Source organism: Falsiroseomonas sp. (assembly GCF_041690465.1).
Taxonomy (GTDB): domain Bacteria; phylum Pseudomonadota; class Alphaproteobacteria; order Acetobacterales; family Acetobacteraceae; genus Falsiroseomonas.
The window spans coordinates 96,548-116,406 of record NZ_JAWLHG010000002.1; the positions used below are offsets into that span (position 1 = coordinate 96,548).

General features: G+C 73.0%; 15 protein-coding genes. 11 read left to right on the plus strand and 4 right to left on the minus strand.

Annotation, left to right across the window (positions count from 1 at the left end; translation table 11 throughout):
• Window positions 1-126 precede the first annotated feature (126 nt).
• The 5 genes from speB (at window position 127) to ACESM1_RS02635 (ending at window position 5,801) form a co-directional block, all read left to right on the plus strand.
• A complete protein-coding gene (gene speB / locus ACESM1_RS02615) occupies window positions 127-1,014 on the plus strand; it encodes an agmatinase (RefSeq protein WP_372617461.1) in 888 nt (295 codons plus the stop codon).
• A gap of 560 nt (window positions 1,015-1,574) precedes the next feature.
• Window positions 1,575-2,786 carry a type III PLP-dependent enzyme gene (locus ACESM1_RS02620; protein ID WP_372617463.1) on the plus strand — a complete coding sequence of 404 codons (1,212 nt, stop codon included), beginning with the start codon at window positions 1,575-1,577 and terminating at the stop codon, window positions 2,784-2,786.
• A gap of 68 nt (window positions 2,787-2,854) precedes the next feature.
• Window positions 2,855-3,835 carry a D-erythronate dehydrogenase gene (denD, locus tag ACESM1_RS02625; protein WP_372617465.1) on the plus strand — a complete coding sequence of 327 codons (981 nt, stop codon included), beginning with the start codon at window positions 2,855-2,857 and terminating at the stop codon, window positions 3,833-3,835.
• Window positions 3,832-4,773 carry a 2-hydroxyacid dehydrogenase gene (locus tag ACESM1_RS02630; RefSeq protein ID WP_372617466.1) on the plus strand — a complete coding sequence of 314 codons (942 nt, stop codon included), beginning with the start codon at window positions 3,832-3,834 and terminating at the stop codon, window positions 4,771-4,773. Before denD ends, ACESM1_RS02630 begins: the two co-directional genes overlap by 4 nt.
• Window positions 4,770-5,801, plus strand: a complete 1,032-nt coding sequence (locus ACESM1_RS02635) for an L-idonate 5-dehydrogenase (RefSeq protein ID WP_372617467.1) — start codon at window positions 4,770-4,772, stop codon at window positions 5,799-5,801. Before ACESM1_RS02630 ends, ACESM1_RS02635 begins: the two co-directional genes overlap by 4 nt.
• 105 nt (window positions 5,802-5,906) lie before the next feature.
• Here ACESM1_RS02635 and ACESM1_RS02640 read toward each other — a convergent pair whose 3' ends face one another.
• Both ACESM1_RS02640 and ACESM1_RS02645 read right to left on the minus strand, forming a co-directional pair.
• Complete coding sequence (locus ACESM1_RS02640) at window positions 5,907-6,881, minus strand: Bug family tripartite tricarboxylate transporter substrate binding protein (RefSeq protein WP_372617469.1); 975 nt, start codon at window positions 6,879-6,881, stop codon at window positions 5,907-5,909.
• 69 nt (window positions 6,882-6,950) lie between these two features.
• The gene (locus tag ACESM1_RS02645) at window positions 6,951-7,949 is read right to left on the minus strand and encodes a Bug family tripartite tricarboxylate transporter substrate binding protein (RefSeq protein ID WP_372617471.1); all 999 of its coding nucleotides are present in this window, start codon (window positions 7,947-7,949) and stop codon (window positions 6,951-6,953) included.
• 198 nt (window positions 7,950-8,147) lie between these two features.
• Between ACESM1_RS02645 and ACESM1_RS02650 the strand changes: the two genes are divergently transcribed.
• The 6 genes from ACESM1_RS02650 to ACESM1_RS02675 all read left to right on the plus strand — a co-directional run bounded on the left by ACESM1_RS02650 (window position 8,148) and on the right by ACESM1_RS02675 (window position 14,112).
• Window positions 8,148-9,914 (plus strand): glucan ABC transporter ATP-binding protein/ permease, encoded by a 1,767-nt coding sequence (locus tag ACESM1_RS02650; RefSeq protein WP_372617473.1) that lies wholly within the window; start codon window positions 8,148-8,150, stop codon window positions 9,912-9,914.
• 165 nt (window positions 9,915-10,079) lie between these two features.
• The gene (locus ACESM1_RS02655) at window positions 10,080-10,517 is read left to right on the plus strand and encodes a CBS domain-containing protein (RefSeq protein ID WP_372617474.1); all 438 of its coding nucleotides are present in this window, start codon (window positions 10,080-10,082) and stop codon (window positions 10,515-10,517) included.
• Between the two features lie 114 nt (window positions 10,518-10,631).
• On the plus strand, window positions 10,632-10,898 hold the full coding sequence (locus ACESM1_RS02660) for a hypothetical protein (RefSeq protein ID WP_372617476.1): 267 nt from the start codon (window positions 10,632-10,634) through the stop codon (window positions 10,896-10,898).
• A gap of 93 nt (window positions 10,899-10,991) precedes the next feature.
• Window positions 10,992-11,981, plus strand: coding sequence for a TRAP transporter substrate-binding protein (locus ACESM1_RS02665; protein ID WP_372617478.1), 990 nt, complete (start codon window positions 10,992-10,994; stop codon window positions 11,979-11,981).
• A 256-nt stretch (window positions 11,982-12,237) separates the two neighbouring features.
• On the plus strand, window positions 12,238-12,777 hold the full coding sequence (locus ACESM1_RS02670; RefSeq protein WP_372617480.1) for a TRAP transporter small permease: 540 nt from the start codon (window positions 12,238-12,240) through the stop codon (window positions 12,775-12,777).
• 3 nt (window positions 12,778-12,780) lie between these two features.
• On the plus strand, window positions 12,781-14,112 hold the full coding sequence (locus ACESM1_RS02675) for a TRAP transporter large permease (RefSeq protein ID WP_372617481.1): 1,332 nt from the start codon (window positions 12,781-12,783) through the stop codon (window positions 14,110-14,112).
• 206 nt (window positions 14,113-14,318) lie between these two features.
• Here ACESM1_RS02675 and ACESM1_RS02680 read toward each other — a convergent pair whose 3' ends face one another.
• Entirely contained in the window at window positions 14,319-15,071 is a 753-nt protein-coding gene (locus tag ACESM1_RS02680; protein ID WP_372617483.1) for a peptidoglycan-binding domain-containing protein, read from the minus strand.
• Between the two features lie 165 nt (window positions 15,072-15,236).
• Window positions 15,237-19,799: a DUF4011 domain-containing protein gene (locus ACESM1_RS02685; protein ID WP_372617484.1), complete on the minus strand. Its 4,563-nt coding sequence runs from the start codon at window positions 19,797-19,799 to the stop codon at window positions 15,237-15,239.
• Between the last annotated feature and the right edge of the window lie 60 nt (window positions 19,800-19,859).

Below are 19,859 nucleotides of genomic sequence, written 5' to 3' on the forward strand. Positions count from 1 at the left end.
TTCCAACCTTGCCACACTCGCATGCTTGCTTCGCTCGCCTTTCCCGGTGGTTAAGTGCCCGGTCCGTGTCGCGCCCCGGCCGCTTGCGCGCTGGCCATCCGCCACCAACCGCCACAGGAGCAGCGCATGACCCTCGTCCCCACCTTCGCCACGCCCCCCGGCTTCCTCGGCCTGCCGCTCCGCACCGAGGCGCCGGGCATCGCCATCGCCGGCATCCCGCTCGATCTCGGCACCACCAACCGCGCCGGCGCGCGCGAGGGGCCGGCGGCGATCCGCCGGGCGTCCCGCATGCTGGTGGATGGCGCGCATCCCACGACGAAGGTGGACCCCACCACGCTGCCGCTGGCCGATATCGGCGATTTCAGCCTCGCCCTCGGTGACCTGGCGCGCAGCCTCGAACTGGTCGAGCAGCAGGCGGCGGGCTTCGCCCACCTCGTGGCGCTCGGCGGCGAGCACGGCATCACGCTGCCCTTGCTGCGCGCGCTGGCGAAACGTGTCGGCGCCCCGCTCGGCCTGGTGCATTTCGACGCCCATCTCGACACTTGGCCGGAAAGCTTCGGCCAGCGCTTCTCCCACGGGCAGCCCTTCTTCCACGCGCTGGAAGAGGGCCTCGTGGAGCCGAAGCGGATGATCCAGATCGGCATCCGCTCGCCGACCGACCCGGCGGTGATGGACTGGACCCGCGATCGCGGCGTCACCGTGATCTCCGCCATCGAGGCGCATGAGGCCGGCCCCGCCGCCGTCGCCGCGCGGATCGCCGAGGTGGTGGGGCAGGGGCCGGCCTATCTCTCCTTCGACGTGGACGCGCTCGACCCCGCCTTCGCGCCGGGGACCGGCACGCCGGAGGTCGGCGGCCTGGCCACCTGGCAGGTGCAGGCGATGCTGCGCCGGCTCCCCGGGCTCGATTTCCGCGGGATGGACGTGGTGGAGGTCTGCCCGGCGCATGACGTGGCGGAGATCACCGCGCTGGCGGCCGCGACGGTGGCCTGGGAATATCTGTGCCGGCCGGCCTGAAGGATTTCCGGCGCCATGCACGGGACGCAGGACGCCATGCGCGACCCTTTGCGACTGGGCCGGAAAAGGGCTTGATATCCGCGCAGAAGGCCGCTATTTCTCCGGCCGTCGCGGGGCAGTCGTCCCGCGGCGCGTTCCGACGCCAGCGCACGTGCCGCGAGCCCGCGCCTTCCAGCGGGCACAGCAACGACGGGAAGCGTCCTTCTGCAATCCGGCGGTTCGCCGCCGGGCGGTTCGAGGGAGCCACCTGTGTCGCCTGATCCACGCGGCGCGAGATCTTCTCGCGACCCAGCCGCCGCCTGAGGCGCCGCCGCCGGCGCCGGGCCGAACCCCCGAGGCTTCTGCCACGGGGGCGAGCCCCTGCGCCGCGGCGAAGCACCCAAGGCCTGGCGCCCTGCAGCGTCCCGTCCGGCATCCTGCCGGCGTGCCGCCCCGCGGGGAGCGTGGCCGGGCACCTCGGGGCTCCCTCCTTCCCGCCGCCGCGCCCCCCGTCCCCCATGCGGGCGAGGCGCGGCGGCGGGCGTCACCCCGTCAACCCCCTGCGCGCCGGAAGGCCTGAGATGACCGACATCCGCTTCCGCGGCGCGGTGACCCCGCTGCGCCGCCCCACCGATCCGCTGCCCCGCCGCGTGGATGCGCTCATCGCGCGCCTCCGCCCGGAGGAGCCGCTGCACTGCCTGCGCCCCGCCACCATCGGGGCCGCCGCGCGCGCCTTCCTGGCCGCCTTCCCGGGCGAGACGCTCTACGCCGTGAAGTGCAACCCGGAGCCCGCGGTGCTGCGCGCCCTGTGGGCCGGCGGCCTGCGCCATTTCGACTGCGCCTCGATCAACGAGGTGCGGCTGGTGCGCAGCATGTTCGCGGACGCGGCGATCCACTTCATGCATCCGGTGAAGCCCCGCTCGGCGATCCGCGAGGCCTGGCAGCGCCATGGCGTGCGCGACTTCGTGCTCGACAGCGCGGCCGAGCTCGCCAAGCTGCTGCAGGAGACGGAAGGCGGCGCCGGTGCGCTCGGACTCGTCATCCGGCTTGCGCTGCCGAAGGGCGGAGCGGTGTACGACCTCTCCGGCAAGTTCGGCGCGGAGCCGGCCGAGGCCGTCGCGCTGCTGCGCGCCGCCCGGCCGCATGCGGCGCGGCTCGGCGTCAGCTTCCATGTCGGCAGCCAGTGCCTGGAGCCGGCGGCCTATGCGCGGGCCATCGCGCTGGCGGCGCGGGTGATCCGCGAGGCCGGCGTGACGGTCGAGATCCTGGACGTCGGCGGCGGCTATCCCGTCGCCTATCCGGATGTCGTCCCGCCGCCGCTTTCGGCCTTCACCGGCGCCGTCGCCGATGCCGTGAAGGCGGAGGGCCTGTCGGCCCTCGCGCTCTGGGCGGAGCCCGGTCGTGCGTTGGTGGCCGGCGGCACCTCGGTGGTGGTGCAGGTGCAGCACCGGCGCGGCGACACGCTGTTCGTCAATGACGGCGTTTACGGCGCGCTCTCCGATGCCGGTGCGCCGGGCTTCCGCTTCCCGGCGCGGCTGGTCCGGCCGAGTGCGGCGGCGCTCGCACCTTTCGCCTTCTTCGGCCCCACCTGCGACAGCGCGGACCACATGAAGGGTCCGTTCCTGCTGCCCGCGGATGTGGCGGAGGGCGACTGGATCGAGCTCGGCCAGCTCGGCGCCTATGGCGCAAGCCTGCGCACCGCCTTCAACGGCTTCGACCGCGCCGGCATCGTCGAGGTGACGGACCCGCCGCTGCTCGCGACGCCGGGCTACGAGGTTGCGGCGGCGGCCTGAAGGTCGCCGCCCTTCCTTCGCCCCCCGATCGGCTCTAGCGTCCTGCCCCTTCGGGAGGGTCAGGAAGCATGCACATCCTCGTCATCGGTGCCGCCGGCATGATCGGCCGCAAGCTCGTCGCGCGCCTCGCCGCCGAAGGCGCGGTCGGAGGGAAGCGGATCGAGCGGCTGACGCTGGTGGACGTGGTCGCCCCCGAACCACCCCCCGGCATGGCCGCCGAGGCCTGGGCCGCCGACCTCTCCGCCCCCGGCGAGGCGGCGCGCATGCTCGCCGGCCGCCCCGACCTGGTCTTCCACCTGGCCGCCATCGTCTCCGGCGAGGCGGAGGCGGATTTCGACAAGGGCTACCGCATCAACCTCGACGGCACGCGCCTGCTGTTCGACGCGATCCGCCAGCTTGGCCTGGCGGAGCCCTACGCGCCGCGCGTGGTCTTCACCTCCTCCATCGCCGTCTTCGGCGCGCCCTTCCCGGACGCCATCGGCGACGAGTTCTTCACCACGCCGCTGACCAGCTACGGCACCCAGAAGGCCATCGGCGAGCTGCTGCTGGCCGACTATTCCCGGCGTGGCATCTTCGACGGAATCGGCATCCGCCTGCCCACCATCTGCATCCGCCCCGGCGCGCCGAACAAGGCGGCGAGCGGCTTCTTCTCCTCCATCCTGCGCGAGCCGCTGGCGGGCCAGCCCGCCGTGCTGCCGGTGGGCGACGACGTGATGCACTGGCATGCGTCACCGCGCGCCGCGGTCGGTTTCCTGATGCACGCCGCGACGCTCGACACCGCCCCCCTCGGCGCGCGGCGCAACCTCACCATGCCGGGCCTCGCCGCGACCGTCGCCGAGCAGATCGAGGCGCTGCGCCGCGTCGCGGGCGACAAGGCGGTGGCGCTGATCAAGCGCGAGCCGGACGAGACCATCGGCAGGATCGTCGCCGGCTGGCCGCGGAAGTTCGACGCGAAGCGCGCCGAGGCGCTCGGCTTCGTGGCGGAGAAGAGCTTCGACGACATCATCCGCGCGCATGTCGAGGACGAGCTCGGGGGGAAGGTGGCGTGACCAAGCCGGGCGTCCTCGTCGTCGGCGAGCTGCCGCAATGGGACCTCGACGCGCTGGCCGAGCGATTCGAGGTGCATCTCTACTACGCCACGGATGACAAGCCCGGCATGCTCGCGCGCCATCGCGACACCATCCGCGCCATCTCCACCAAGGGCGAGGTCGGCGCCGACGCCGCGCTGATGGATGCGCTGCCGAAGCTCGAGATCATCGCCTGCTATGGCGTCGGCTACGACCTGATCGACGTCGCCGCCGCCAAGGCGCGCGGCATCCGCGTCACCAACACGCCCGACGTGCTGACCGAGGAGGTGGCCGACATGGCCATCGGCCTGCTGCTCGCCGCCGCGCGGCGTATCCCCGCGGGCGATGCCTGGGTGCGGGACGGCCCCTGGAAGAGCAGGGGCAGCATGCCGCTCACCACCCGCGTCTGGGGCAAGAGGCTCGGCATCGTCGGCCTCGGCCGCATCGGCGCCGCCATCGCCCGCCGCGCCGAGGCCTTCCGCATGCCCGTCGCCTACAGCGCGCGACAGAAGCGCGACGCGCCCTATGACTGGTACCCCACCCCCGCCGCGCTGGCGCCACACGTGGACATCCTGATGGTCTCCGCCGCCGGCGGCGAGGCCACGCGCGGGCTGGTGGACCGCGCGGCCATCGAGGCGCTGAAGCCCGGCGCCATCTTCTGCAACGTCTCCCGCGGCACCGTGGTGGACGAGGCCGCGCTGCTGGAAGCGCTGCGCAGCCGCCGCATCGCCGCCGCCGGCCTCGACGTGTTCCTGAACGAGCCGGAGATCGACCCGGAATTCCTCACCTTCGACCATGTCGTCCTGCAGCCCCACGCCGCCTCCGGCACCGTCGAGACGCGCAAGGACATGGGCCGCCTGATGCGCGAGAACCTGGAGGCACAGATGGATGGCCGCCCGCTGCTGACGCCCGTCGCATGAGCGCGGTGGTGATCCACGCCGCGCACGATCTGCGCGTCGAGCCCCACGATGCGCCCGATCCCGGCCCCGGCGAGGTGCGCATCCGCGTGGAGCGCGGCGGCATCTGCGGCTCCGACCTGCACTACTACCATGCCGGCGGCTTCGGCGCGGTGCGGGTGAGGGAGCCCATGGTGCTCGGCCACGAGGCCGCCGGCACGGTGGAGGCCGTCGGCCCCGGCGTCACCCATGTCGCGCCCGGCGATGCCGTGGCGGTGAACCCGAGCCTGCCCTGCGGCACCTGCGCGCAATGCCAGGCGGGCAGGCCCATCCACTGCCTCGACATGCGCTTCCTCGGCAGCGCGATGCGCATGCCCCACATCCAGGGCGCCTTCCGTGCCCGCTTCACCTGCGAGGCCGCCCGCGCCGTGAAGCTGCCGCCCGGCCTTTCCGTCGAGACTGCCGCCTTCGCCGAGCCGCTCTCCGTCTGCCTGCACGCCGCATCCCAGGCCGGCCCGCTGCTCGGCGCGCGCGTGCTGGTCACCGGCTCCGGCCCGATCGGCGTGCTGTGCTGCGCCGTCGCACGGCTCGGCGGCGCGCGCGAGATCGTCGTCACCGACCTCGTCGCGCCCCCGCTCGCCACCGCGCGGGCCATGGGCGCCGACCGCACCCATGCGCTCGGCGAGCAGCCCGACTCGCTCGCCCCCTACGCCGAGGGCAAGGGCCATTTCGACGTGGCCTTCGAAGCCTCCGGCAGCGGCGCCGCGCTGGTCGGGGCGCTCGGCGTGCTGCGCCCCGGCGGAACCCTGGTGCAGGTCGGGGTCGGCGGCGATGCCGCCATCCCGCTCAGCGCCGTGGTGGCGCGGGAGGCGCGCATCGTCGGCACCTTCCGCTTCCACGCCGAGTTCGCGCACGCCGTGGAGGTGCTTGCCAGCGGCCGTCTGGACCCCGCGCCCCTGCTGACCGAGGTGGTCCCGGCCGCCGAGGCGGTGCGGGCCTTCGACCTCGCCTCCGACCGCAAGCGCGCGATGAAGGTGCAGCTGGCGTTCTGAGGCGGTCCGATGACCGAAGGGCCGGCAGGCCCGGAGGTCTGAATTCGGCCCGCCCGGACACAACGCAGCGCGGCGGAGCAGCGCCCCGCCACGCCCCGCGTCACGTCAGTCGAGCTTCGCGCCCGAGACCCGCACCACCTCCCGCCACTTCTCGTTCTCGGCGCGGATGAAGGCCGCGAACTCGGCCGGGCCGAGCGGCCGCGGCTGCGCACCGATCTCGCGCTGTCGCGCGATCACCGCCGGGTCGCGCGAGATCTCCAGGATCGCGGCCGCGATGCGCTCGCGCGCCGCCGCCGGCGCGCCGGCGGGCGCCTGCACGCCGAACCAGGCCACCGCCTCGAAATTCGGGATGCCGCTTTCCTGCACGGTCGGCACCTCCGGCACCGCGAACCAGCGCTCGCCGGCGGTGACGGCCAGCAGCTTCAGCTTTCCCTCGCGCACATGCGGCAGGTAGGCGGGCAGGTTGTCCACTGCGACCTGCAGCGTGCCGGAAAGCAGGTCCGGCACCACGCCGCCGGTGCCGCGATAGGGCACATGCGTCATGTCGATGCCGGCGCGCACCTTCAGATACTCGCCGGACATGTGGCCGGAGGTGCCGTTGCCGGGCGTGCCGTAGTTCAGCCGCCCCGGATTGGCCTTCGCATGGGCGATCAGCTCGGAAAGGCGCGTGGCCGGCACCGAGGGATGCACGACGATCCCGTTGGCCACCAGGTTGACCAGCGCGACCGGCGCGAGGTCCTCCGGCTTGAAGGGCAGCCGGGAGTAGAGGAACTGGTTGATGCTCGCCGTGCCGATCGTGCACATCAGCAGGGTGTGGCCGTCCGGGTCGGACTTCGCCACCAGCTCCGCGCCGACATTGCCGCCGGCGCCCGGGCGGTTGTCCACCACCACCGGCTGGCCGAGTCGCGGGGCCAGGCGCTCGGCGAACAGCCGCGCGGTGATGTCCGTCGCGCCGCCACCCTGGAAGGGGACGACGAGGCGCACCGGACGGGTAGGCGTCCATGCGCCCTGTGCCTGCGCGCCGGTGAGGGCGGGCAGGGCAAGGCTCGCGCCGAGCATGGCGCGGCGGCGGATGGTCATGGTGTGTCTCTCCTGGGGGTTCGGCGCAGGCTGGCCGGCCGGGGCGGGCGGCCCGGCCGGGAGCCCGGACTATTCGACGCGCGCGCCGGACCGGCGGACCACCTCGCCCCATTTGGCGATCTCGGACTTGATGAAGGCGTCGAAGGTGTCCGGGCTGGTGCCGCCATCGGGCGTCAGCGCCGGCGCCATGCCGCCGAGGTCGGCGATGCGCCGCTGCATCGCCTCCTCCTTCAGGATCGCGTTCAGCTCGTCGGAGTAGCGCTGGATCGCCGCGCGCGGCGTGCGGGCAGGGGCCTGCAGGCCGAACCAGGCGGTCGCCTCCACCCCCGGGAAGCCGGCCTCGGCGGTGGTCGGCACGTCCGGCATCGCCGGCGAGCGTTCCTTGGTGGTCACCGCCAGCGGGCGCAGCCGGCCTTCGCGCAGATGCCCGATGACGGAGGGCAGGTTGTCCACCGCCACTTCGATGCGGCCGGCGATCGCCTCCTGCAGCATCGGGCCGGCGCCGCGGAAGGGCACGTGCGTCATGTCGATGCCGGCCTCCAGCTTCAGCAGCTCGCCGGTCATGTGCAGCGAGGTGCCGGCGCCGGAGGAGCCGAGGTTCAGCTTGCCCGGCTGCGCCTTGGCCAGCGCCACCAGCTCCGCGATGTTGCGTGCCGGCAGGTTGGGGGTGACGAAGATGGCGTTCGGAACGCGGATCATCAGCCCGACCGCGGCCAGGTCCTCCGGCTTGATCGGCATGCGCGCGCCGTAGAGGCCGTAGTTGATGGCGCCGCCGCTGATCGTCTGCATCAGCAGCGTGTGGCCATCCGGATCGGCCGTGGCGACCACCTGGCTGCCGATGTTGCCGCCGGCGCCCGGCCGGTTCTCCACCACCACCTGCTGGCCGAGGCGCCGGCCGAGCGGCTCCGCCAGCAGGCGGGCGGCGATGTCGGTGGTGCCGGCGGGCGTGAAGCCGACCACGATGCGCACCGTGCGGGACGGCGCCCAGGCCTGCGCCCGGGCGGCGCCCGGCAGGACCAGGGGGGTGGCGAGAGTGGCGCCGAGAATCGTACGGCGGGTTGTCGTCAAGGCTCGTTCTCCTCCATGCGCGCGGGAACCGTCGTCCGGTTGCTGCGCTTGCCTGCCGTTCCTGCCGCAAACCTGCCACCGCTTGCAAGCCGGGAGGAATTTGGCGAGTCCTTGGGCCTGGACTCCAAGGCCCGTGCCGGAGCCCCGGCCAGCCGGGGTCCCGTTATGGGGACGCGGCACTCGGGAGGGGCCCCACGCATGCACTTCTTGCGGCTCTACGGACGGGTGCTCGCCCTTCTCGGGCCGGATCGCTGGGTGGCCATCGGCCTCGCCTTCGCCGCCTTCGCCCTCGCCGGCCTCTCCTTCCTGGAGCCGGTCCTGTTCGGACGCGTGGTGGATCTGCTGGCCCGTTCCGAACGGATCACCGAGTCCCAGCTCTGGCAGGAGGCCGCTGCGCTGCTGATGCTGTGGGGCGCTGTCGGCCTCTCCGCCATCGGTGCCAATGTCGCCGTCGCATTGCTCTCCGACCGCATGGCGCACCGTAACCGGCTGGTGGTGATGGGTCGCTACTTCGAGCACGTGCTCTCCCTCCCGCTCGCCTACCACGGCGACACCCAGTCCGGGCGGTTGATGAAGGTGATGCTGCTCGGCTCGGACCACCTGTTCAGCTTCTGGCTCTCCTTCTTCCGCGAGCATCTGGTCACCTTCATCTCCGCGCTGGTGCTGCTGCCGCTGACCATGTTCCTCAACTGGCGGCTGGGGTTGCTGCTGATGGGCCTGGTCGTGCTGTTCGCCATTATCTCCACCTGGGTGATCGGCAAGACCCACGTCGCCCAGGTCCAGGTCGAGCAGCTGCACACCCAGCTGGCCGGCAACGCGCAGGATGCGCTCTCCAACGTCGTCGTCGTGCAGTCCTTCTCGCGCCTGCAGTCGGAGACGGTGCTGTTCCGCGAGATCGTCGGCAAGGTTCTGGATCGCCAGTTCCCGGTGCTGAACTGGTGGGCGGTGGTCTCCGTGCTGACCCGCTCGGCGTCCACGATGACGGTGATCCTGATCTTCGTGCTCGGCACCGTCCTGCACCTGCGTGGCCAGGCGTCGGTGGGCGAGATCGTCTCCTTCATGGGCTTCGCCACGCTGCTGATCGTGCGGCTGGACGGCGCGGTCGCCTTCGTCTCGAGCATGGTGCTGCAGACCCCCTCGCTCGAGCAGTTCTTCGCCGTGCTCGACGCCCGCTCCACGGTGCCGGAGAAGCCGGATGCCACGACGCTCGACCGTGCGGAGGGCGAGGTGCGGTTCGAGAACGTTGCCTTCGCCTATCCCGGCGGCCCGCGCATCCTGGACGGCATCGACCTGGTCGCACCCCCCGGCCGCACCGTCGCGCTGGTCGGCCAGACCGGCGCCGGCAAGTCCACCGCCATGGCGCTGCTGCAGCGGCTCTGGGATCCGGTGGACGGGCGCATCACGCTCGACGGCCACGACCTGCGCGACCTGACGCTCGAGAGCCTGCGCCGCAACGTCGGCGTGGTCTTCCAGGAGGCGCTGCTGTTCAACCGCTCGATCCGCGACAACCTGCTGGTCGGCCGCCCCGATGCCACGGAGGAGGACATCGAGCGCGCCTGCCGCATGGCCGAGGCGCACGAGTTCATCATCCGCAAGCCGCAGGGCTACGACACGCTGGTGGGCGAGCGCGGTACGCAGCTTTCCGGCGGCCAGCGCCAGCGCCTGGCGATCGCGCGCGCGCTGCTGAAGGACCCGCCGGTGCTGATCCTCGACGAGGCGACCAGCGCGCTGGACGCGGCGACCGAGGCGCGGGTGCAGAAGGCGCTGAAGGCGCTGATGGCCGGCCGCACCACCTTCATCATCGCCCACCGCCTGTCCACCGTGCGCGACGCCGACGAGATCATGGTCTTCGAGGGCGGGCGCGTGGTGGAGCGCGGCAGCTTCGATGCATTGCTGCGCGAGCAGGGCCGCTTCGCCGAGCTGGTCCGCACCCAGCTGGCCGGCGCCGAGGCCGCGCCGGCCTGACACCCCCGCGACGAAGGACAGGGCTCCGCCCGCCGGAGGCTGCCGGACGAAGGCTGCGCCCGCCCACGCAACCTGGGGTGGCGTGGCGCAGTGCAGCACAAGCTTTGCTTGCTACGTTGCCGCTCCGGCTGGCAGGCTGTGCTCCCCTTCGGGAGGAGAGAGCGGATGATCATCGCCATGATCCTTCGGCGCAAGGGAGACCAGGTGGTCTCCGTCGGCGCGCAGGACGATGTCGGCACCATCGCCCGTCTCCTCTCGGAGCACCGCATCGGCGCCGTGCTGGTGCGCGATGACGGCGACGATGTGCTCGGCATCGTCAGCGAGCGCGACATCGTCCGCTGCATCGCCGCGCATGGCGTGGAGGCGGTGGCGATGCCGGCGGCGCGGCTGATGACGCGCGTCTTGCACACCGTCACGCCGGCGACCCATGTGACCGAGGCGCTGGAACTGATGACCGACCGCCGCGTGCGCCACCTGCCGGTGATCGCGCCGGATGGCGGCCTGGCCGGCATGGTCTCGATCGGCGACCTGGTGAAGGCGCGCATCGACGAGGCCGTGCACGAGGCCGAGGAGTTGCGCCACTATGTGGAGACCGCCGGCTGACCACCGGCGATCGCGCGCCCCCACCGAACGCGCAGCAGGCTTGATCCGCATCAAGGACCGTCCGGCGCGCCCGGCCGAGAGTGGCCGGGCAACACTCGGACGGGATCCGTCGGCATGAACCATCGTCACCGCAAGGTACTGCACGCCCTCTTCGCGCACCCGCTCAGTGCCAACATCGACCCGAAGCACGTCGTCTCGGTGTTCGAGGAGCTGGGTGCGGAGGTCAGCCATGGCGGGCAGGGCCAGATCAAGGTCTCGCTCAACGGCCACACCCATGGCTTCCACGACACCCGCCACAGCCTCTCGAAGGACGAGGTCGGGGCGATGCGGAAGTTCCTCGAACAGGCCGGCGTGGACCCCGCGCGCGACTATCCGCTGTAGCGGCGCTGGCGCCCCCGGCCGCCCCCCCTTGCCCCCGCGGCGGCCTGCGGCGATGTTCGCTCCCGGGAGAGTCTTCTTCGAACGGGAGTGACCATGATGCTGAGCCGACGCCACATCCTTGCCGCCGCCGGGGGCGGCCTCGCCGCACCGCTCGTCAGCCGCGACGCCGCCGCCCAGGCCACCCGCTGGCAGATGGCCACGCCCTATCCGGATGGGAACTTCCAGACCCGCAACGTCAAGGCCTTCGTGGACGACATCCAGGCCGCTGCCGGCGGGCGGCTGACCGTGCAGCTGCACACCGGCGCCAGCCTGCTGCCGATGCCGCAGATCAAGCGCGGCGTGCAGACCGGCCAGGTGCAGATGGGCGAGATCCTGCTGGCCGCCTATTCCAACGAAGACGTCTTCTTCGACGCCGACAGCATCCCGCAGCTCGTCACCAACTATGCCGAGGCGAAGAAGCTCGCGGACCTGCAGCGCCCCTATGTCGAGCAGCGCCTGGCCCGCCAGGGCATGAGCCTGCTCTACATGGTGCCCTGGCCGCCGGCCGGCCTCTACGCGCAGCAGCCGATCACCACGCTCGAGGGCCTGCGCGGCCTGCGCTTCCGCACCTTCAGCCCGGCGACCAACCGCTTCGCCGCCATCGTCGGCGCGCAGCCCACGCTGGTGCAGCAGGCCGAGCTCGCCCAGGCCTTCGCCACCGGCGTTGTGCAGGCGCAGATCACCTCCGCCGCGACCGGCGTGGACACCGCCGCCTGGGACTATGCGCGGGTCTTCACCCCGCTCGGCTTCTCCATGACGAAGAACGCCGTGATGGTCTCCCGCCGCGCCATGGAGGCGCTGCCGGGCAACCTGCAGCAGGAGATCCGGAGCCTCGCGGCGAAGGCCGAGCAGCGCGGCTACGAGATGAGCGCGGAGACCTGGCGCAACACCGAAGCCACGCTCGGCCAGCGCGGCATGCAGGTGATCCCGCCGACCGAGGAGTTCCTCGCCGGGCTGCGCCGCGTGAGCGCGCAGATGACCGAGGAATGGGTCGGCCGCGCCGGCGAGGACGGCAAGAAGCTGATCGAGGCCTACCGCGCCTGAGGCAGCGCCTGGAAGTCCGGTGCCGCAGCCGCGGCACCGGATGCGCTGCCTGCGAATCCTGCGCCGTCTGCCCGGAAGCCGGGCAGAGGCGCCGCACGCGCAGGCGCGCGGCGTGACGCAGCCTCGCGGCGCCACGTGGCCCGCGCCTTGCTCCGCGCAGCGCTCGCACCGCCCCGTTCCCGCCCCCGGAGGCCCCGCCCGATGATCCACCCAGACGCGGCCGCCAAGGTCGCCCTTCCGTCGTCGCAGGGCTGACATGGCGGCACTGCGTCGGGGGCTCGACCTCCTCTACCTGGCCGGCGGCGTCGCCGGCGCTCTGGCGCTTGCCGGTATCGGCGCCATCATCGCGGCCCAGGTGATCGGCCGGCAGTTCGGGCTGAACTTCGTCGGCGCCGACGACCTGACCGCCTTCGCCGTCGCCGGCTCGGCGCTGCTGCCGCTGGCCTATACCTTCCGCCACGGCGCCCATATCCGCGTGGACCTGATCATCGGCCATGTGAGGGGACGCGCGCGCTTTGCGATGGAGGCCCTGGCACTGGCCACCACCGCCGCCCTCTGCGGCTTCCTCGCCTATGCCATGGCCGACCTCGCCTACGATTCCTGGCAGTTCGAGGATGTCGCCCAGGGCACCGTGCCGTGGCTGCTGTGGTATCCGCAATCGGCCTGCGCCGCGGGCTGCGCGCTGTTCGCGCTCGCGCTCGTGGACGACCTGGTGGTGCATCTGGCAGGTGGCACGCCCTCCTACCGCCGGGCGGCGGAGGTCTCGCCCGTGCAGCGCGCGATGGAGGAGTTGTAGGCCATGGACCTCGCACAGACCGAGGCCGGGCTCATCCTGCTCGGCGCGCTGTTCGGCATCCTGGCGCTCGGCGTCTGGATCGGGCTCGGGCTGCTCGCCACCGGGCTGGTCGGCATCGTGGTGCTGCCGATGCTGATGCCGGGGATGGCGACCTTCCCGGCCGAGAAGGTGCTCGGCAGCGCGGTCTGGGCCGGCCTCGCCTCCTGGACGCTCGCCGCGCTGCCGCTCTTCATCTGGATGGGCGAGATCCTGTTCCGCACCCGGCTGAGCGAGGACATGTTCAAGGGCCTCGCCCCCTGGGTGCAGCGGCTGCCGGGGCGGCTGATGCATGTGAACGTGATCGGCTGCGGCATCTTCGCCGCCGTCTCCGGCAGCAGCGCCGCCACCTCCGCGACGGTGGGCAAGATGTCGCTGCCGGCGCTGATCCAGCGGGGCTACCACCAGCCCATGGCGATCGGCAGCCTGGCCGGGGCCGGCACGCTCGGCCTGCTGATCCCGCCCTCGATCGTGATGATCGTCTATGGCGTGGCGGCCGAGGTCTCAATCGTGCGGCTGTTCATCGCCGGCATCATTCCTGGCGCGATGCTGATGCTGCTGTTCAGCGGCTACATCGCGGTCTGGTCGCTGCTGAACCCGAAGCTGACGCCGCCGGCCGACCCGCCGATGCCCTTCGCCGAGAAGCTGCGCGCTTCCGGCCAGCTGATCCCGGTGATCGGGCTGATCGGCTTCGTGATGGGCAGCATCTATTTCGGCTGGGCGACCGCGACCGAGGCCGCGGTGTTCGGCGTGTTCGGCGCGCTGGCGCTCTCCGCCTGGGGCCGCACGCTCACCTGGCAGAGCTTCACCGCCAGCCTGATGGGCGCGGTGCGCACCTCCTGCATGATCAACCTGATCCTGGCCGGTGCCGCCTTCCTGACCAAGGCGATGGCCTATTCCGGGATTCCCGCGGCGATGGCCGCCTGGGTGGGCGCGCAGGGATTCTCGCCGGTCACCATCATCCTGGTGCTGACGCTGATCTACATCGTGCTTGGCTGCTTCATCGACGGCATCAGCATGATCGTGCTGACCGCCTCCGTCGTGCTGCCGATCATCGCGGCGACCGGCTTCGACCTGATCTGGTTCGGGATCTTCATCGTGCTGGTGGTGGAGCTGGCGCAGATCACGCCGCCGGTCGGCTTCAACCTGTTCGTGCTGCAGGGGCTGACGGGGAAGGACATCCTCTCCGTCACCCGCGCCACGCTGCCCTTCTTCGGGCTGATGCTGATCGCGGTGACGCTGGTGACGCTGTTCCCGGGGATCGTCACTTTCCTGCCGAACACGATGTTCGGCGCCTAGCCAGCGATCGCCCTCGGCGTGCCCACCGCAGATGGGCACGCCGAGGGCGTGGATCGTAGGCTCGACGGAAAACGCGACATGCATAGCCCCGCAACGGCAGGACTACGCATGTCCGGCGCAAAGGTCGCGTCCGGCAAGGGCGGGCGCGGCGTGCCCGCCCCTGCCCATTCGCTGCTACTGGGTGGCGCTACCCTGGCCATTCGCTGCTACTGGGTGGCGCTACCCTGGCCACCGGTGTTGCCGGTGCCTTCGTTGCCGGGGTTGCGGTTGCTGTTGATGAACGGGTTCTGCTGGCTGCCGCCGCCGGGCGGCGGCGTCATCGGGTTGCGGTCCACCGCGCCGGTGCCCGTCTGCCCGAAGCTGCCGGCGCCGGCCGCCCCGCTGCCCATGGTGCCCGTGTTGCCGCCAGTCGCGCGGTCCTGGCGGCGCTGCATTCCGCCCGTACCGGCCGTCCCGCTGCCAGACGAGATATTGAGGTCGCTCAGCATCTGCTGCGTCGGCGTACCGGTCGCCTGCATGTTGTTGGCACGCTGCCACTCACGCACTGCGGCGCGGGTACGCGGGCCGTAGATGCCGTCGATCGGGCCCGGATCATAGCCGCGCTGGTCCAGCGCCTGCTGCAGCTGGCGCGTCCGCGGATCGGCGGAAGTGGCCGAGCCGGAGGCGCTGGCGCTCGTGCTGCCGTTGAGGTCCACGCCCGGCACGCGTGCCTGCGGGTTGTTCCACGGCGGCTCGCCGAGGTTGACCGTGCTCGGCTCCGTCACCGCGCCCGTCACCGCACCGACACCGCCGCCGATCGCCGCACCCGCCAGCGCGCCGCCCGGCCCGCCGAGCGCACCGATCCCTGCACCGGTCGCGGCGCCGGCGGCCGCGCCGCCCGTGGTCCTCTCCTGCGGCGTCGTGCCGCAAGCCGCGGTCAGCAGCCCCAAGGCCACCGCACCCATAATCCTGCTCTTCATCGCTTCGCTCCTCGGCTGTCTCGGCCACCGCAGGTCGCATGCCCGGCGGTTCTGCCCCTTCCGAACGCCCCCAAGGCTCGGAAGGTTGCGTCTTGAGGATGGAAGCCGGGCACCGGCCGTCACGCGCGCGTGAACGGGCGAGCCCCGCGGGCGGCGCCGGCGGCTTCAGCCCCTGAGCGCGATGCGCCCGGCGCCGGCCAGCGCGGCGACGCGGGCGGCGATGGCCGGCGTGGCATTGGCCTCCAGGCCGAGCAGCCGCACCACGCCGGATGCCAGCTCCTCCTCCGTCGCCACCGCCATGGCGGCTAGCAGTGCCTGGCAGGCGGCCTCGATCTCCGCCGGCGCCACCATCGCCGCGCGGCGCAGATGCGGCGCGGCGGCGCGGCGGTCACGCGGGACAGGCGGCGGCGCGGCCTCCGCGCTCCAGAAGCCGTTGCGCTCCGCGACACCCTGCAACTGCCCGGCCAGGCGCAGCGCCTGTTGCAGCGCCGCGCGCTCCGCCGCATCCAGCGCCTCGCGCTGCCAGAGCAGTCGCGCGCGCTCCAGCACCGCATCCGTGTGCACCGGCTGCTCGGTGCGGATGATCTGCGCCAGGATGTCGGAGAGGCGCGCGAAGGGCATGTCGGGGATGGCGGTGCCATCCGGCAGCTCCGGCACGGCCTCCGCGTAGGGTTGCGCCAGGCCAGGATCGGGGCCGGCAGCCGGTGCCTCGGCCGCCGCCGGCTCCGCGCCGAGTGCGGCACGCAGCTTCGCGCGCTCGCCCTCGGGCCGCGCCAGCCAGGCGAGCGACCAGGCGCGGTGCAGCTTCCACCCCATCATGCCGAGCGCACCGGGCCGCCCGCGTTCGCGGTCGCGCGCGGCGCGCACGCTGGTCCAGTCGCCGGCATCCGCCTCCACGCCGAGCACGAAATCCGCACCCTCCTTGGCGGCCACATCCAGGAACAGGCCGGAGGTGCCGATGCGTGCCAGCGCCTGTTTGCCGGCGGCGCGGATCTCCGCCGCGATGACGCGCGTCAGCGGCGCGACGGCGTCCTCGCCTTCCGCGCTTCGCCTGTCGCCGGCGGCAGCGAAGCGGAGGAAGGCCTTGAGCGCGGCGACGCCACGGCCGGAGGCACGCTCCAGGTCGATATCCTCCGCGGTCAGCGCGCTGAACACCACGCAGCGCTTCTTCGCGCGGGTGATCAGCACGTTCAGCCGCCGCTCCCCGCCATCGGCCGAGAGCGGGCCGAAACGCATGGCGAGCTTTCCCTCCGCATCGCGGGCATAGCCGACGCTGATCAGCATCGCGTCGCGCTCATCGCCCTGCACGTTCTCGAGGTTCTTCACGAAGAAGGGCTCGTGCGCATGTGCGGTGAAGAACCCCTCGGTCTCCGGGTTATCGCGCCGCAGCGCCTCGACCGCATCGAGGATCGCGTCGCGCTGCTTCAGCGAGAAGGCGGCGACGCCGAGCGAATCGCCCGGCGTCTCCTTCGCATGCGCCATCACCGCCCGCGCGACCGCCTCCGCCTCGATGCGGTTGACGCCGGCGCCCTGTTCCCACCGCCCGTCCACGCGCACCAGCGAAAGGCCGAGGCTCGGCGAACGCGCCTTCGGCGAGGGCAGCACCATCAGCCGGCTGTCGTAGAACTCGGCGTTGGAGGTCGCGATCAGGCTCTCGTGCCGGCTGCGGTAGTGCCAGCGCAGCATCACGTTCGGCACGCCGCGGGCATTCGCCAGGCCGAGGATGCTTTCCACCTCGCGCGCCGCCACCGGGCCTTCGGCGTACTCGTCCTCCGCCTCGTCATCCTCGCTGGTCATGCGCTGGAAAAAGCGGGTCGGCGGCATCTGCCGGTCATCGCCGACCACCACCACCTGGCGGCAGCGCGCGATCGCGCCGAGCGCATCCACCGGCTCCACCTGCGAGGCCTCGTCGATGACGAGCAGGTCGAAGGTTGGTGCCGGCCGCATGCCGCCGGGCGGCGCCAGGAACTGTGCCACGCTCAGCGGTGACATCATGAAGACCGGCTTCGCCGCCTGGATCGCCGGCCCCGCCCGCAGCAGCAGCTCGCGCACCGGCAGATGGCCGCGCTTCTTCTCGAACTCGCCGCGCAGCAGCGCATAGCCGGGCATGCCCGCGCGCACCCGCGCCAGCGCCTCGGCATGGGCGAAGGCGCATTCGCGCCGCGTCAGCTCGATCCGTGCGCGGTCGGCCTCGGCGAAGTCGGCGACCAGCCGGTCGAAGGCCGCGCCCTCGAAGGCGGCAAGCTCCGGCCGCGCGCGCATCGCCGCCTTCAGCAGCGCCTCGTCGCGCGCATAGGCGAAGGCCTCGCCCGCCGCCTCCGGCGCCAGCCTTCCATCGGCCAGCCGCTCCGCGATCGGCGCCAACTCCGCGCCGGCGGCCTGCACCGCGCGCTGCCAGCCGAGCCAGGGCGAGAGCCCCTCCGGCGCCGCCGCCCAGTCGCCGAGCCGCGCGACGACGTCGCCGAGCGGCGGGTCCGCCGTGCCGAAGGCCAGCGCGGCGTCGAGCCCGGTGAGCGCCACCACCTCGTCCCACGCGTCCAGCGCTGTCCTCGCCACCGTCTCGTCGGGCGCCGGCAGCCGCTTCGCCAGCGCCGCGGCCGCCTCAGCGCCATGCGCCTCCCGCCACGCCACCAGCGCTGCCAGCGCCGCCGGATCGCCGCCCCAGAGCGCCCCGAAGGCACCACGGCCGAGGGCATCTCCCTCGCGCAGCCGGCGCAGCGCCTCCTGGCCCTCCATCGCTGCCTCCAGCGCGGAGAGCGGCGCCGACGGATCCGCCGCGATCCGCGCCGCCACCGCCTTCGCCGCGCGCTGCGTGCCGGAGAGGAAGCCGAAGAAGCCGCCACCCTCGGCCAGCGCCGCGCGCGCCTCGGCCACGCCGTCCACCCGCAGCGCCCCCGGCAGCAGCCGAGGATCGCGCTCCGCCGCGGCCACCGCGGCGGCCGCGGCGGCCAGCGTGCTCAGCGGCGCCGTGTCGGACCGCCAGGCGGGATGCGCCATCGCCGCGGGATCATGCGCCGGCGCCGCCGCCACGGCGCGCGAGAGCGCCAGCACCCCGCGCGCCGCCTCCGGCCCCGGCGCCTCGCGCCCGAGCGCGCGCGCCGTCGGCGCCAGTGCTGCCGCGCCGGCCGCCAGCGCGCGGATCAGCCCCGGCAGCCGCGCCAGCAGCCTTTCCTGGTCGGTCGGCGGCAGCGCGGCCGTCACGCCGCGCCAGGCGCTGCGCATGGGGGTGCTCGATCCGCCCGCCGCCGCGCGGGCCACCAGCTCGCCCACCGCATGCTCCGCCTCGGCCAGCCGCGCCGCGTCCCAGCCGGCGGCGGGCAGGGTGAAGTCGGGCGCCTGCACCTCCCGCGCGCGCAGCGCAACCAGGCTGCCGACCACGGCATGCAGCGGCCTGCCGCTCTCGCCGACCTCGCCCGCCATCGCCGCCGCATGGCCGTTCAGCCGCGCCCGCAGCGCGCCCAGCCGCTTCACCACCGCCTCCCGCTCCGGCTTCGGCACCGGCGGCATGGCGAGGGTGGCGCGCAGCTCGTCCAGCACCGCGCGCTTCGACTGCTTCTCCGAATGCAGCTCCAGGCAGGCGGCGCCGAGCCCCACCGTGCCGAGCCGCCGCTGCACCACCTCCAGCGCCGCCAGCTTCTCCGCGACGAACAGCACGCGGCGGCCATCCAGCACCGCCTGGGCGATGATGTTCATGATCGTCTGGCTCTTGCCCGTGCCGGGCGGCCCCTGGATCACCGTATGGCCGCCGCGCCTGACGGCCTCGGCCGCCAGCGCCTGGCTGCCATCGGCGTCGATCACCTGGTCCAGCCGCTCGACCTTGATCTCGGCATCCACATCGGCGTCGTCCGCGAAGGGCGGCGGGGCGGCCAGCATCCCGCCGCCCACCAGCACGCGGATCACCGGATGCTCCAGCAGGCCCGGATTGGCTGCCGGATCCAGGTCCCGCCACATCAGGAACTTCGCGAAGGAGAACAGGCCGAGCGCCAGCCCATCCGGATCCACCGCCCAGCCCTCCCGCGCGCCGACCGCCGCCCGCACCGCCTCGGCCCATGCCGTGGGGTCGTAGGCCTCGGCGTCGAACGCCGGCAGCTCCACGCGGAACTCGGCGGCGAGCTTCTGGCGCAGCGAGAGGTTCTCCTGCACCTCCAGCCCCGCCGCGCGCAGGCGGAAGGCCTGCGACACGCCGGCGCGTTCCAGCGTCACCGGCAGCAGCGCGAGCGGCGCCAGCCGCTCGGTGCCGGGCGTGGCCGGGTCGCGCCAGGCAAGCGTGCCGAGGCCGAGCGAGAGGGTGGCGATGCCGGTCTCCTCGCGCGCGGTGCGGGCATCGGTCATCAGGTTGCGCAGGCGGCGCGCGAACTCCTCCGGCGTCACGCGGGCGCGCAGCAGGTAGTCCGTGCGCCAGGCCTCGCGCGTCTTGTCGGCCGCGGCGGCCGCGACGCCCTCGGCCTTCTTCGGGCGGGCGGCGCGGCGCCGCGCCGGGCGCGCGCCCTCCGCGGCAGGCGGCGCCAGGGCGGGTGCCGGGGGAGGGGCCTCGCCCACCGCCTCGAAGCCGAAGGCCTTGCCGTCCAGCAGCTCGGCGAGGACGAAATCGGCATCCTCGTCCTCCAGCATCACCACGCCGCGCGATCGCCCCGGCTTCGGCAGGGCCAGCAGCCGGTTGCGGGTGGAGAGATCGAGCAGGCCGCTTCGGGCCTCCTCGAGCCTGGCGGCGAGGGTCACTTCGTCCATGGCCTCCCGGTAATGCGTTGCCGGCGCGGCGGGAAGTCTCGGTTGCGGGGGCGCTCTTGG

Excerpts from the sequence above, each read along its gene's own strand:
- ACESM1_RS02640 (WP_372617469.1), bottom strand. The coding sequence starts at position 6,881 with ATGACCATCCGCCGCCGCGCCATGCTCGGCGCGAGCCTTGCCCTGCCC.
- denD (WP_372617465.1), top strand. The coding sequence starts at position 2,855 with ATGCACATCCTCGTCATCGGTGCCGCCGGCATGATCGGCCGCAAGCTC.
- ACESM1_RS02670 (WP_372617480.1), top strand. The coding sequence starts at position 12,238 with ATGGCGGCACTGCGTCGGGGGCTCGACCTCCTCTACCTGGCCGGCGGC.
- ACESM1_RS02655 (WP_372617474.1), top strand. The coding sequence starts at position 10,080 with ATGATCATCGCCATGATCCTTCGGCGCAAGGGAGACCAGGTGGTCTCC.
- ACESM1_RS02660 (WP_372617476.1), top strand. The coding sequence starts at position 10,632 with ATGAACCATCGTCACCGCAAGGTACTGCACGCCCTCTTCGCGCACCCG.
- ACESM1_RS02635 (WP_372617467.1), top strand. The coding sequence starts at position 4,770 with ATGAGCGCGGTGGTGATCCACGCCGCGCACGATCTGCGCGTCGAGCCC.
- ACESM1_RS02680 (WP_372617483.1), bottom strand. The coding sequence starts at position 15,071 with ATGAAGAGCAGGATTATGGGTGCGGTGGCCTTGGGGCTGCTGACCGCG.
- ACESM1_RS02620 (WP_372617463.1), top strand. The coding sequence starts at position 1,575 with ATGACCGACATCCGCTTCCGCGGCGCGGTGACCCCGCTGCGCCGCCCC.
- ACESM1_RS02650 (WP_372617473.1), top strand. The coding sequence starts at position 8,148 with ATGCACTTCTTGCGGCTCTACGGACGGGTGCTCGCCCTTCTCGGGCCG.
- speB (WP_372617461.1), top strand. The coding sequence starts at position 127 with ATGACCCTCGTCCCCACCTTCGCCACGCCCCCCGGCTTCCTCGGCCTG.
- ACESM1_RS02665 (WP_372617478.1), top strand. The coding sequence starts at position 10,992 with ATGATGCTGAGCCGACGCCACATCCTTGCCGCCGCCGGGGGCGGCCTC.
- ACESM1_RS02685 (WP_372617484.1), bottom strand. The coding sequence starts at position 19,799 with ATGGACGAAGTGACCCTCGCCGCCAGGCTCGAGGAGGCCCGAAGCGGC.
- ACESM1_RS02675 (WP_372617481.1), top strand. The coding sequence starts at position 12,781 with ATGGACCTCGCACAGACCGAGGCCGGGCTCATCCTGCTCGGCGCGCTG.